At 66.2% G+C, this 13553-nt stretch carries 11 protein-coding genes; 7 read left to right on the top strand and 4 right to left on the bottom strand.

The window, feature by feature from the left end:
• The first annotated feature begins 96 nt into the window (after positions 1-96).
• The 4 genes from cobW (at position 97) to ACLEJP_RS02345 (ending at position 6619) form a co-directional block, all read left to right on the top strand.
• Positions 97-1164, top strand: a complete 1068-nt coding sequence (gene cobW, locus ACLEJP_RS02330) for a cobalamin biosynthesis protein CobW (RefSeq protein WP_440804234.1) — start codon at positions 97-99, stop codon at positions 1162-1164.
• A gap of 4 nt (positions 1165-1168) precedes the next feature.
• Complete coding sequence (cobN, locus tag ACLEJP_RS02335; RefSeq protein WP_440804236.1) at positions 1169-4930, top strand: cobaltochelatase subunit CobN; 3762 nt, start codon at positions 1169-1171, stop codon at positions 4928-4930.
• A gap of 1 nt (position 4931) precedes the next feature.
• Entirely contained in the window at positions 4932-5951 is a 1020-nt protein-coding gene (locus tag ACLEJP_RS02340) for an ATP-binding protein (RefSeq protein ID WP_440804238.1), read from the top strand.
• Positions 5952-6052: 101 nt separating this feature from the next.
• The gene (locus tag ACLEJP_RS02345; protein WP_440804240.1) at positions 6053-6619 is read left to right on the top strand and encodes a vWA domain-containing protein; all 567 of its coding nucleotides are present in this window, start codon (positions 6053-6055) and stop codon (positions 6617-6619) included.
• Between the two features lie 107 nt (positions 6620-6726).
• Here the strand turns inward: ACLEJP_RS02345 and ACLEJP_RS02350 are convergent, their stop codons facing one another.
• Entirely contained in the window at positions 6727-6993 is a 267-nt protein-coding gene (locus ACLEJP_RS02350; RefSeq protein ID WP_225777562.1) for a hypothetical protein, read from the bottom strand.
• A 343-nt stretch (positions 6994-7336) separates the two neighbouring features.
• Here ACLEJP_RS02350 and ACLEJP_RS02355 point away from each other — a divergent pair, with 343 nt between their 5' ends.
• Positions 7337-8662 carry a sigma 54-interacting transcriptional regulator gene (locus ACLEJP_RS02355; protein ID WP_440804242.1) on the top strand — a complete coding sequence of 442 codons (1326 nt, stop codon included), beginning with the start codon at positions 7337-7339 and terminating at the stop codon, positions 8660-8662.
• 62 nt (positions 8663-8724) lie between these two features.
• Here the strand turns inward: ACLEJP_RS02355 and ACLEJP_RS02360 are convergent, their stop codons facing one another.
• A complete protein-coding gene (locus ACLEJP_RS02360) occupies positions 8725-10725 on the bottom strand; it encodes a peptidase U32 family protein (RefSeq protein ID WP_440804243.1) in 2001 nt (666 codons plus the stop codon).
• Positions 10726-10995: 270 nt separating this feature from the next.
• Positions 10996-11376 carry a RidA family protein gene (locus ACLEJP_RS02365; protein ID WP_225777565.1) on the bottom strand — a complete coding sequence of 127 codons (381 nt, stop codon included), beginning with the start codon at positions 11374-11376 and terminating at the stop codon, positions 10996-10998.
• 137 nt (positions 11377-11513) lie between these two features.
• On the opposite strand from ACLEJP_RS02365, the gene ACLEJP_RS02370 reads away from it, so the two are divergent.
• A complete protein-coding gene (locus ACLEJP_RS02370; protein WP_440804247.1) occupies positions 11514-12206 on the top strand; it encodes a tRNA (adenine(22)-N(1))-methyltransferase in 693 nt (230 codons plus the stop codon).
• 1 nt (position 12207) lies between these two features.
• On the opposite strand, the gene ACLEJP_RS02375 is transcribed toward ACLEJP_RS02370, so the two are convergent.
• Positions 12208-12468 carry a DUF2790 domain-containing protein gene (locus tag ACLEJP_RS02375; RefSeq protein ID WP_440804248.1) on the bottom strand — a complete coding sequence of 87 codons (261 nt, stop codon included), beginning with the start codon at positions 12466-12468 and terminating at the stop codon, positions 12208-12210.
• Positions 12469-12588: 120 nt separating this feature from the next.
• Here ACLEJP_RS02375 and ACLEJP_RS02380 point away from each other — a divergent pair, with 120 nt between their 5' ends.
• Entirely contained in the window at positions 12589-13521 is a 933-nt protein-coding gene (locus ACLEJP_RS02380; RefSeq protein WP_440804250.1) for a LysR family transcriptional regulator, read from the top strand.
• Positions 13522-13553 lie beyond the last annotated feature (32 nt).

A 13553-nucleotide genomic window follows, 5' to 3' on the forward strand; every position in this document is an offset into this window, starting at 1 on the left:
ACCGGGCGGGGTGATCCGGTGGCGAACACGCCCGGCCGGCCTGGCCTGGGGCTGTCGTCCTGCATGCCCGCGCCAATCTGCCAAGGGCAATGCGACATGAAAACACTGGCCAAGCTTCCCGTCACCATCGTCACCGGCTTCCTCGGCTCGGGCAAGACCACCTTGCTGCGCCACATGCTCGACAATGCCCAGGGCCGCCGCATCGCGGTGATCGTCAACGAGTTCGGCGAGCTGGGCATCGACGGTGAAATCCTCAAGCAATGCAGCATCGGTTGCACCGAGGAGGAAGCCAGCGGCCGGGTCTACGAACTGGCCAACGGCTGCCTGTGCTGCACCGTGCAGGAAGAGTTCTTCCCAGTCATGCGCGAGCTGGTGGCACGCCGTGGCGACCTCGACCACATCCTCATCGAAACCAGCGGCCTGGCCCTGCCCAAGCCACTGGTGCAAGCGTTCCAGTGGCCGGAAATCCGCAATGCCTGCACCGTCGATGCGGTGATTACCGTGGTCGACAGCCCGGCGGTGGCCGCCGGCACCTTTGCCGCCTACCCGGAGCAGGTCGATGCCCAGCGCAAGCTCGACCCCAACCTCGACCACGAGTCGCCGCTGCACGAACTGTTCGCCGACCAGCTGGCCAGCGCCGACCTGGTGGTACTGAACAAGGCCGACCTGATCGACGCTGCGGGCCTGGCCAAGGTCCGGGCCGAAGTGGCCGAAGAGCTGCCTGCAGCGGTCAAGGTGATCGAGGCCAGCAGCGGCCAGTTGCCACTGGACGTGCTGTTGGGCGTGGGCGCCGAAGCCGAGGCACACATCGATGGCCGCCGTACCCACCACGACGCGCACCATGACGGCGATGACCATGACGAGCATGACCACGACGCCTTCGATTCGATCTCGATCGACTTGCCAGAGGCCGACGAAAGCCTGCTGCTCGATGCCCTGACCCAACTGGTGGGTGACTTCGGCATCCTCCGTGCCAAAGGCTTCGCCGCCATCCCGGGCAAGCCGATGCGCTTGCTCGTGCAAGGCGTGGGTACCCGTTTCGACAAGCACTTCGACCGCGCCTGGCGTGCCGACGAGCCACGCATCACCCGCCTGGTGCTGATCGGCCAGGACCTTGACGCCGCCCGTCTGGAAGCGCGCCTGCGCCAGGCCCTGGGCGCCTGACCCCATGCACCTGCTGCGGACCCAGCCCGGCGGCTTCGTGCCGGATGACAGCATTGCCGACCTTGGCCAGACCCCCGCCGAGCTGGTGATCCTCTGCAGCGGCGATTCGCACCTGGCATTGCTCGCCGATACCGCCGAGCTGTTGCCCGAGGATTTCCCCAGCCTGCGCCTGGCCAACCCGATGCAGGTGCAGAACCATGCCTCGGTCGACTTGTACGTCGACCAGGTGCTGCGCCATGCCAAGCTCATCCTGGTGTCGCTGCACGGTGGCGTGGGCTACTGGCGCTATGGCGTCGAGCAACTGGTCGAACTGGCCGCGCGGGGCGTGCAGCTGATCCTGGTGCCGGGCGATGATCGCCCGGACCCGGAGCTGACCCGCCTGGGCAGCGTCAGCGACGAGCAGGCCGAGCGCCTCTGGCATTACCTGCGCCAGGGCGGCAAGGCCAACGCCATCAACCTGTTCAACTGCCTGGCCAGCCAGTGGCTGGGCCGCGATTATGCCTGGGACGAGCCGCAGCCGTTGCCACGCACCGCGGTGTATCACCCGGCCCGGGGCAGTGCCACGTTGCAGGACTGGTACCCGCAGTGGCACCCCGAGCAGCCGGTGGCACCGCTGCTGTTCTACCGCTCGCACCTGCAGGCGGCCAATACCGCGTTCATCGACGTGTTCTGCCAGCGGCTGCAGGCCGCCGGGCTCAACCCGCTGCCGATCGCCGTGGCCAGCCTCAAGGAAAGCGCTTGCCTGGAACAGGTCGAAGCCTGGCTGGACGAGGTTGGCGCCGAGGTACTGGTCAATACCACCGGCTTTGCCCTGTCCAGTCCCGAGCGGCCCAACTTGCGCCCGTTCCGCCGCGACATCCCGGTACTCCAGGCCATTTGCGCCCAGGATAACCAGCCCGGCTGGGAAGCCAGCGAGCAGGGCCTGGGTGCGCGCGACCTGGCCATGCACATTGCCTTGCCGGAACTGGACGGGCGCATCATCACCCGCCCGGTCAGTTTCAAGGACATGGCCTGGCGCAGCGAGCGCAGCCAGTCCGATGTGGTCTGCTACCGTGCCCACCCCGAACGCATGGATTTCGTCGCCGAACTGGCCCGCCGCTGGGTCGAGCTGGCGCGCCTGCCGAATGCCCAGAAGCGCGTGGCCCTGGTGCTGGCCAACTACCCGACCCGGGATGGCCGCATTGGCAACGGCGTCGGCCTGGATACGCCAGCGGCTGCGTTGAACATCCTCAAGGCGCTGCGGGCCGAGGGCTACCCTGTGGCGGAGTTGCCGGGCAGCGGCACGCAGCTGATCCAGCAGTTGCTGGGCGGCGTGACCAATGACCTCGACCAGCTGGACCTGCGCCCCTGCGCGCAGAGCCTGGGCCTGGCCGACTACCAGGCGGCCTTCGACCGCCTGCCCGAAGCCAACCGCCAGGCAGTGCTGGAACGCTGGGGGGCGCCGCAGCAGGACCCGATGTACCGCAGTGGCCGGTTGATGGTCGCCGGCCTGCGCTTCGGCCTGACCTTCGTCGGCATCCAGCCTGCACGCGGCTACCAGGTGGACCCCAGCGCGGTCTACCACGACCCCGACCTGGTACCGCCGCATGGCTACCTGGCGTTTCACTTCTGGCTGCGCCACGCCTTTGCCGCCGACGCGGTGATCCACGTCGGCAAGCACGGCAACCTCGAATGGCTGCCTGGCAAGGGCGTCGGCTTGTCGGCACAGTGCTGGCCGGACGCATTGCTCGGCCCGCTGCCGAACATCTACCCGTTCATCGTCAATGACCCGGGCGAGGGTGCCCAGGCCAAACGGCGTACCCAGGCGGTGATCATCGACCACCTGATGCCGCCGTTGACGCGTGCCGAAACCTACGGCCCGTTGCGCCATCTGGAGCAACTGGCCGATGAATTCTATGAAGCGCAACTGCTCGACCCAAGGCGCGCGCGCGAACTGCAGCGTGACATCCTCGAACTGGTCAAGGCCAACCACATCGACCGCGAGCTGCAACTGGAAGGGCAGCTGGACGACGCTGCCGTGTGGCTGCCGCGCCTGGACACCTACCTGTGCGACCTCAAGGAATCGCAGATTCGTGATGGCCTGCATGTGTTCGGCCAGTCGCCGCAGGGGCGGCTGCGCCTGGATACCCTGCTGGCGCTGTTACGGGTCGAGCGGGGCGATGGACGCGGCGGTAATGCCAGCCTGCTGCGCGCCCTGGCCAAGGTGTTGGTGCCCGGTTTCGACCCGCTCGATTGCGACCTGGGCCAGGCATGGCAGGGGGCGCGTCCCGAGCGCCTGCTGGCCATCAGTGCCGAGCCTTGGCGCACCTGTGGCGACACCCGCGAGCGCCTTGAACTGTTGGCGCTGCAGGTGATCGAGCAGGCACTAGACGGCACCGTACGGTTACCGGTCGCGGGCGTATGGCAGCCGGTGCATGACGTGGTGCAGGCCCTGCGCGAAGCGGTGGCCCCCAGCCTGGATGCCTGCGGCAGTGCCGAAATCAGTGGCTTGCTGGCCGCGCTGGCAGGGCGCTTCGTGCCTGCCGGGCCCAGTGGTGCACCCAGCCGCGGGCGCCTGGATGTGCTGCCCACCGGTCGCAACTTCTATACCGTGGATGTGCGCAACCTGCCCACCACCACAGCCTGGCGTCTGGGCTTCGCCTCGGCCAACCTGATCCTCGAACGCCACCTGCAGGACCACGGCGACCACCTGCGCCAGCTCGGCCTGTCGGTGTGGGGCACGGCGACCATGCGCACCGGTGGCGACGACATCGCCCAGGCCATGGCGTTGATGGGCGTGCGCCCGGTATGGGCCAGCGGCAGCCAGCGCGTCGACGATTTCGAAATCCTGCCGTTGAGCCTGCTCGACCGCCCGCGGGTGGACGTGACCTTGCGCGTTTCCGGGTTTTTCCGCGACGCCTTCGGCAACCTTATCCGCCTGTTCGATGCCGCTGTGCAGGCAGTCGCTGCGCTGGATGAGCCCGACGACCTCAACCCCCTGGCCGCCCGCGTGCGCAGCGAGCGTGCCGCGCTGCAGGCGCAGGGGCTGGATGCCGCGCAGGCCGCACGCCAGGCCGGTTGGCGGGTGTTCGGCGCCAAGCCCGGGGCCTACGGCGCCGGGGTACAGAACGCCATCGACGGGCGCCTGTGGCACAGCCGCGACGACCTGGCCGAGGTCTACCTCAACCACGGCGGCTACGCCTACGGTGCCAGCGACGACGGGACTCCGGCCCGCGCCCAGTTCGCCCAGCGCCTGGCCAGGGTGCAGGCGGTGTTGCAGAACCAGGACAACCACGAGCACGACCTGCTCGACTCCAACGACTATTACCAGTTCCAGGGCGGCATGCTGGCGGCGTCGGAAACCTTGTCCGCTGCGGCCGTGGCCAGCTACCACGGCGACCACAGCCAGGCCGACCGACCACGCATCCGTACCCTCAAGGAAGAGCTGAACCGGGTCATCCGCGCCCGTGCGCTGAACCCGAAGTGGATCGACGGGGTCAAGCGGCATGGCTACAAGGGCGCGTTCGAGATGGCGGCGACGGTCGACAACCTGTTTGCCTTCGATGCCACCACGCACCTGATCGACGACCATCATTACCAGGCGCTGGCCGATGCCTATGTGCTCGACCCGGCGACCCGCAACTTCATGCGCGAGCACAACCCCGAGGCCTTGCGCGACCTTACCGAGCGCCTGCTGGAGGCCCAGCAGCGAGGCCTGTGGCAGGCGCCGGGCGATTACCGCGAAGCCCTCGAGGAGCAACTGCTCGACGGCGAGGAACAGGCTTGAAATGAGTGAACCCGTGCAATTCCCGCTGGCTGCCGTGGTCGGAGCCGACGAGCTGAAACTGGCGCTGTGCCTGACCGCCATCGACCCGAAGATCGGCGGTGTGCTGATCGAGGGGCCGCGTGGCATGGCCAAGAGCACCCTGGCCCGTGGCCTCGCCGACCTGCTGGGTGAGGGGCCGTTCGTCACCCTGCCGCTGGGGGCCAGTGAGGAGCGCCTGGTCGGTACCCTCGACCTGGATGCCGCGCTCGGCCAGGGCAAGGCGCAGTTTTCCCCCGGCGTGCTGGCCCAGGCCGATGGCGGCGTGCTGTACGTCGACGAGGTCAACTTGCTGCCCGACACCCTGGTCGACCTGCTGCTCGACGTGGCCGCCAGCGGTACCAACCGCGTCGAGCGCGACGGCATTTCGCACCGGCACAATGCGCGCTTCGTCCTGATCGGCACCATGAACCCGGAGGAGGGCGAGCTGCGCCCACAGCTGCTCGACCGCTTTGGCCTGAATGTGGCCCTGGAGGGCTTGCCCGAGCCCGAGGCGCGCCAGCAGATCATTCGTCGCCGCCTGGCCTTCGACACTGACCCGCAGGCCTTCTGCGCGCAATGGGCCCAGGCTCAGGCGCAATTGCGCGAACGCTGCCAGGCCGCTCGCCAGGCCCTGGCCGATATTGCCCTGGACGACCAGGCGCTGGCCTGGATCACCGAGCGCTGCTACGCCGCCGGGGTCGATGGCCTGCGCGCCGACCTGGTCTGGTTGCGGGCTGCACGCGCTCACTGCGCCTGGCGTGGCGGCGCAGCCATCGAAGAAGCCGATGTCGAGGCGGTGGCAGAGTTTGCCTTGCGCCACCGCCGCCGGGTCACGCCACAGGCCAACCCGTCTTCGCCGCCACCCGCTGAACAGCAGCCCCTGCCGCAAGGCGTCCGCCAGCCGGGTGAGCAGGGCGGGCAGGGTGACTGGGGGGCGCTGCCGCCACAGCCGGTCGCCAGCGGCGCCCGCCGTGAGGTGCCGAACTGGACAAAAAAGCCCTGAGCATCCCCCAGCCAACTGCCAAGGGGCCGGATGCCAAAGCAGGCGCAGGCAAGCAGGACGGTAGCCGCACAGGCCGCGCGCGTATTGCCGCCAGCGGCCGGGTGGCCTGGCTGCCGACCCTGCTCAAGGGCCGACCACGGCTGCGCCAGGACCTGTGCTGGCAGCAGCGCCAGGCCAGCCCCGCAGAGTTGTGGCTGGTTATCGTCGACAGCTCGGCCTCGACCCGGCGTCACCAGGCGCTGGCGCAGACCAAGGGGCTGCTGGCGGCGCTGTTCGACCAGGCATACCGCCAGCGCGCCCGGCTGGCCCTGCTGACTGCCAGCGGGCGCACGCCGCAATGGCAGCGCCATGGCCTGAAGGCTTCCGCCGCCTTGCAGCCGTGGCTGCAAGCCTTGGGGGCAGGTGGCGGGACGCCGTTGCTCGCGGCACTGGCACAGGCCCGGCATTGGCTGCAGGCGCGGCAACGCGCCCACCCGCATGAAGCGCAGCGCTGCCTGGTGTTCACCGATGGCCGCCTGCAGCACTGCAATGGCGTACAGCCGATGCCGTGTGCCACGTTGCTGGTAGATATGGAACTGGCGCCGGTGCGCCTGGGCCGCGCGCAGCGTCTGGCAGAACAACTGCAAGCGGATTATCAGCACTTGCAACAGTTCAGAATCGTCGATTGAAAACGGCTTGCGCGACACTATGTCGCAACAGGAAAACATAGCCAGAACAGCAACTGGCTAGTTGTACAAGTGCGTGCTGGCGCACGCACTTGATTGACCGGCTTATATTATTTCGGCATCGACCACGGTTGCAGGTCGTAGCCTTTTTCGCTCAGCTCTGCGCGTACTTCCTCGAGCAGGCTGGCCCACTGGGCCGGGTCGGAATAGATGCGCGACGACACTTGCTTGCTGCCGATGCGGGTGCTGGTCCGGTCGATCACTGCCAGGCTCAGCTCACCAGTACCGTTGGGTGCATCCCAGGCTACGCACTGGAAGGGTTCGAAGGCGTGGTCGGCAATCAGCAGTGCTTCGTTGACACGGAGCGGGGCATTCATGGTGCGGTCTCTCTATTGGTCCCAAACATCCAGATAAAGTCCGCGTTGCCTGGAAGTCGCCTCAGTGGTCGCGAACTGCAGCGCGGGGTTATGTGTACTGATGCTCAATGTCCGGGGGCAAGTCACACAGGCGTTGTAAAAATTTTTCCAGGGCGGGCTTCCGTTTCTGCCCTGGCCGCCATGTGATGTCGATAAAGTGCGAAAATTCCCATGACAGATTGTAAAAAGATAATTCGGCAGACAGACGGTACTGGGAACCGTCAACTTCGTTGCTACTGTTAATCGGGCGCCACAACTTGCTGTTTTATCTCAAAAAACCAAAAACTGGCGCCAAGGATCGGTCATGCAACAGCCAGCCGCCCAACGCCGTTTGCTCATCGTTGACCCTTGCGATGACTGCCACCGTTTGTTGCCAGGCCTGCGCATCGCAGGCTGGGATGTAAACAGCTGCATGCTCGGCGCCGCGCTGGATCATCCGTGCGATGTGGGCCTGCTGCGCTTGCAGGCCGGGCACCTGCGGCACCCGGATGCGGTCAAGGACCTGATCAAACGCAGCAATACCGAATGGATTGCCGTGCTCAGCGCCGAACAGCTGCGCATGCCAGCGGTCGGTGATTTTGTCTGCGAGTGGTTTTTTGACTTCCATACCTTGCCGTTCGACGTTTCCCGGGTCCAGGTCACCCTCGGTCGTGCCTTCGGTATGGCGCGCCTGCGCGGCAGGGGTGTGCGCAAGGTGGACGGCTCTACCCATGAGCTGCTCGGTGAAAGCCGGCCGATCCGCGAGTTGCGCAAGTTACTTGGCAAGCTGGCGCCTACCGAGTCACCGGTATTGATTCGCGGGGAAAGCGGCACTGGTAAGGAGCTGGTGGCGCGCACCCTGCATCGCCAGTCGCAGCGCAGCGAGCAACCGTTCGTCGCCATCAACTGCGGGGCGATCCCCGAGCACCTGATCCAGTCGGAATTGTTCGGCCACGAAAAGGGTGCCTTCACCGGTGCTCACCAGCGCAAGAGCGGGCGCATCGAAGCCGCCCACGGTGGCACGCTGTTCCTCGATGAAATCGGTGACCTGCCGCTGGAGTTGCAGGCCAATCTGCTGCGCTTTCTGCAGGAAAAGCACATCGAACGGGTGGGGGGCAGCCAGCCGATCCCGGTCGACGTGCGCGTGCTGGCGGCCACCCATGTGGACCTGGAAAGGGCTATCGAGCAAGGGCGTTTCCGCGAAGACCTGTACTACCGGCTCAACGTCCTGCAGGTGGTAACCGCACCGTTGCGTGACCGGCATGGCGACCTGTCCATGCTGGCCAACCATTTTGCCCAGCTCTACAGCGCGGAAACCGGGCGCCGCCCGCGCTCGTTCAGCGACAATGCCCTGGCGGCGATGGGCCGGCATGACTGGCCGGGGAATGTCCGCGAGCTGGCCAACCGGGTTCGCCGCGGGCTGGTACTTGCCGAAGGCCGGCAAATCGAGGCGCAGGACCTGGGCCTGGAAACGCCCGACCAGGCCCGGTCGCCACTGGGCACGCTGGAGGAGTACAAGCACCGGGCCGAGCGCCAGGCGCTCTGCGACGTGCTCGACCGGCACAGTGACAACCTCAGCGTGGCAGCCAAGGTACTGGGCATTTCGCGCCCGACGTTCTATCGCTTGCTGCACAAGCACCAGATACGCTGAACGGGCGGCTTGCCCGGTGCTGGAGCACCGGGCCTAGCCGCAGGGGCGCTTGCCCGGCAAGGTCAATGCGGCCCGCGCGGAATGGTCTTGAGCAGGTCTTCCGGGCTGATGTGGCCGACCACCTGGGCCACCGCGCTGCCTGGGGTCGGCAGGTCGATGATGTGGCTTTTCATCTTGCCGATCACATGCATTTCGCACGGCTTGCAATCGAACTTCAGGGTCAGCACCTCATCACCCTGTATCAGCTGCATCGGTGCCACCTTGGTGCGCACGCCGGTCACACCCTTGGCCTGCTTGGGGCACAGGTTGAAGGAGAAACGCAGGCAGTGCTTGGTAATCATCACCGGCACCTCGCCATGCTCTTCATGAGCCTCGTAGGCCGCATCGATCAGCTGCACGCCATGGCGGTGGTAGAAGTCGCGGGCCTTCTGGTTGTACACGTTGGCCAGGAACGACAGGTGCGACTCGGGGTACACCGGCGGCGGGTTGGTCTCGGCCTTGCGCCCGCCACGCGGGTGCGCCTGCACCCGTGCTGCGGTCAGGGCCTCGATGGCTTCGCGGCGCAGGGCCTTGAGCTGCGAGTTGGGGATGAAGTACGCCTGCGGGGCATCCAGTTCGATGCTGTCGGCGTGGTACATCGTGGTACCCAGCTGGCCGAGCAGGTCGTGCAGCTGCTCCAGCGCCTGCTGCGGCTTGTTGGCCGGGCCGAACGGCCCGTCCAGTGCCATTTGCGCGCTTACCCCCTCCTCACTGGTGACGGTCAACGCCAGGCGCTGCTCGCGCAGTACCGCATGCCACTGCACGCCGACCCGGCGCTCGGCCGAGGTGCGTTGCAGGGCCTGCTGCCAGTTGTGGTCGAGGTTGCGCGACAGCGGGTGATTGGGCCGCAGCTTGTGCAGGCCTTCGGGCATTTCGTTGGGCTCGACGCGGTAGCGGTAGCGTTTCTCGCCGTCTTCCTCGAACTCGCCGCGCAGTTCGGCGATGTTGGCGCGGAAGCCCACCACCTCGCGCTTGACCAGCACATTGAGGCCGTCACCGTTGGTCAGCGGCACTTCGGTGACCACTTGCAGGTCACGCTTGCCGACCTTTTCCACTACGCCCACCGGCAGGCCGGTGAAGGTTGGCGAGTCGAAGGCACCGATGTCGACCTTGCGGTCGGTGACGAAGTAGTCGGTGCTGCCCCGGTGGAAGGTCTTGTCCGGGTCGGGCACGAAGAAATGTTCGGTGCGGCCACTGGAGGCGCGGGCCAGCTCCGGGCGGTCTTCGAGGATGGCGTCGAGTTCCTTGCGGTAGTGGGCGGTGATGTTCTTCACGTACCCCACGTCCTTGTAGCGGCCTTCGATCTTGAACGAGCGCACGCCGGCATCGACCAGGTCGCGCAGGTTGGCGGTCTGGTTGTTGTCCTTCATCGACAGCAGGTGCTTCTCGAAAGCCACCACGCGGCCCTGGTCATCCTTCAGGGTATAGGGCAGGCGGCAGGCCTGCGAGCAATCGCCACGGTTGGCGCTGCGCCCGGTCTGCGCGTGGGAGATGTTGCACTGGCCGGAGAAGGCCACGCACAGCGCACCGTGGATGAAGAATTCGATGGCGGCATCGGTTTCGGCGGCGATGGCGCGGATTTGCTGCAGGTTCAGCTCGCGGGCCAGCACCAGCTGGGAGAAACCGGCCTGGTCGAGGAACTTGGCCCTCGCCAGGGTACGGATATCGGTCTGGGTACTGGCGTGCAGCTCGATCGGCGGGATGTCCAGCTCCATCACACCCAGGTCCTGCACGATCAGGGCGTCGACGCCGGCGTCGTACAGCTGGTGGATCAGCCTGCGCGCGGGTTCCAGTTCGTTGTCGTGGAGGATGGTGTTGATGGTGGTGAAGACGCGTGCGTGGTAGCGATGGGCGAACTCGACCAGGCCGGCGATATCGCTGACTTCGTTGCAGGCGTTATGGCGCGCGCCGAAGCTCGGGCCGCCGATATAGATGGCGTCGGCGCCGTGCAGGATCGCTTCGCGGGCGATGGCGACGTCACGGGCAGGGCTGAGCAGTTCCAGGTGGTTCTTTGGAAGGGACATGTCGTTTTAGGTTCGGGCTGGCACGGTTTAGGCGGGCATTGTAGCGGCGAAACGGGCTGGCGGCATCATTGGGGTGCCGAGAGGCGCAGGATGCAGGAATATTGTGGGGCACGGGCAACTGTGGGAGCGGCCTTGCGTCGCGAAAGGGGTGCGTAGCGCCCCCAGGGGCTTGGATCCACTGCAAGATCACTGGGGCCGCTTTGCGGCCCTTTCGCGACACGAGGCCGCTCCCACAGGCCGCTCCCATCAGGTTGGACCTGCCTGGATGAATCAGCGCTTGGCAGCCATCGCGGTCACTTCCACGCGCATGCCTTCCACCGCCAGCGCGGCCACGCCCACTGCGGCGCGTACTGGCCAGGGCTTGCTGAAGAACCGCTGGTACACCTCGTTGAACGCCGCGCGGTCGGCCATGTCGGTGAGGTAGATGGTCAGGTGCAAGACCCGGTCCATGCCGCTGCCGGCCTTTTCCAGGGCAACCTTCAGCGCCTGCAGGGTGCACTCGCTCTGTGCGACGATGTCGCCCAGTTCCAGGCTGCCATCGGCGTGGGTCGGGATCTGGGTGGAGACCAGCACGCCATTGAATTCGGCGACGTCAGAGGAGATCGACTCGGCGTCCGGGTCCGGGGTGTAGATGATGTCTGCATTTGCCATGGTGTGTCTTGCCTTGCAACGGAAGGAAAGCGGCAAGCCTACGCGAGCACGCTGGCCCGGTCGAGGGCAGCCCGGCGTTTGAAATGCGCGGCGTTCGCCGTCAGAATCGCGGCCCATTGCTAAGCCAGGGGGCTACCTTGAACGAACAGACATTGTCCAGGCGCCTGGAGCGCGTGGCCGCCCATGTGCCGCAGGGCGCGCGCCTGGCCGACATCGGCTCGGACCATGGCTACCTGCCGGTGGCCTTGATGTTGCGCGGCGTGCTGGAGGCGGCGGTTGCCGGCGAGGTGGCGTCAACGCCATTCGCCTCGGCCCGGCGCAACGTGCGCAGGAACGGCCTGGAAGACCGGGTCAGCGTGCGCCTGGCCGATGGCCTGGCAGCGATCGAGCCGCAGGACCGTATCTCGGTGATCAGCATCTGCGGCATGGGCGGCGATACCATGTGTGACATTCTCGAGGCCGGCAAGCAGCGCCTGGCCGGCGTCACCCGCCTGGTGCTGCAGCCCAATGGCGGTGAGCGCGAGCTGCGCCAATGGCTGATGGACAACGGTCTGCGCATCGTCAGCGAGGAGCTGTTGCGGGAAAACCGCTTCGACTACGAGATCATCGTCGCCGAGCCGGGCACGGCGGCATACAGCGCCGAACAGCTGTACTTCGGCCCGGTGCTGTTGCAGGAGAAGAGCGAGGCGTTCCTGGTCAAGTGGCGGCGCATGCTGCGCCAGAAGCAGCAGACCCTGGCCAACTTCGAACGTGCCCGCGATGCGGTGCCTCGGGCAAAGATCGATGACTTCAACCAGCAGGTGGGCTGGATCAACGCGGTACTGGCCTGATTCACTGCTGCGAGCAGTTGCCCATTTCCCGGTAGTCGATCTCGCGCTTCTGCCCCTGATGGTCGACATACACCATGTGCGCGGTGCCCACCTGGCAGTCGGCGGCATTGCTGGGTGGCGTGATGGAAATGACCTTGGCCACGTCCAGCGGCATGCCGTATCGGTACTGGCTGCTCACCGGCTGGCTACTGCCGGTATCGGCGAAGGCGCCGAACGAGGCGAGGGTAGTGGCAACGACAAGGGCAGCGATCGAGCGTTTCATGGCAGGCTCCTTTTTCAATGGATGACCCATGATGTATTCATTGGTCATCCACAATAAATGGGCCGATCCGTGATAGATTCCTGCCTGTGGCGCAAGAATACATCGAACAAGGAGCCCTCCATGGACATGCTGCATGCCATGCGTACCTTCGCCCGGGTAGTGGAATGCGGCAGCTTCGCTGCGGCGGCCAATGCCTTGGACATTTCCGCGGCGCAGGTGTCGCGCATTGTTGCCGAGCTGGAAAACCAGCTGCAGACCCGCCTGCTGCACCGCACGACGCGGCGTTTGCGCATGAGCGAGGCCGGCGAGCGGTTTCTCGAACGTGCCCGGCAGATCCTGCTGTTGACCGAAGAAGCGGTGGGCGAAGCCCGTGGTGCACACCTGACGCCGCGTGGCCACCTGCGTCTGCATTGCCCGCACGGGCTGGGGCTGTTGCTGATGCCGCTGGTGGCCGGCTACAACGCCCTGTGCCCGGAGGTGGTGATCGAGCTGACCCTGTCCCAGCGCAACCCGGACCCACTGGCCGAAGGGCATGATGTGGTGATCACCGTAGACGGTGCCCTGCCGGATTCGCAGTTGATCGCCGTGCCGCTGGGCAACATCTTCAGCATCCCCTGCGCAGCGCCCAGCTACCTGCAGGCTCACGGTGTACCCGAGCGCCCGGAAGACCTGCACCAGCACCGCTGCCTGCGCATGGCCTACCCGATGTACGAAGGTGACTGGGTGTTCCCGCAGGGGGTGGACCAGTGCGTGATCGCGCCGAACGACAGTTTCTCCACCAACGTCGCCGACGCCATGCTGGTGGCCAGCGAGCTGGGCATGGGTATTGGCCTGCTGCCGTTCTATACCGCCAGCCAGGCGATCGAACAGGGGCGCTTGTGCCGGCTGCTGGCGCCGTACCGGCTGAGGGAAAACGCGCTGTACGCGATGTACCCGTCACGCCATTACCTGGATGCCAAGGTGCGGACCTGGATCGACTACCTCAAGGAGCAGTTGCCGGCGTTGTTCGAGGGCCATGCCAGGGTGGTGGATGATGCGCGCTATTGGCGATAGCCGAGTGGGGGCAGTTAACGCCGGCCTTTGTA

Origin of the sequence: Pseudomonas sp. SMV7 (assembly GCF_052041995.1) — a bacterium.
Lineage (GTDB): Bacteria > Pseudomonadota > Gammaproteobacteria > Pseudomonadales > Pseudomonadaceae > Aquipseudomonas.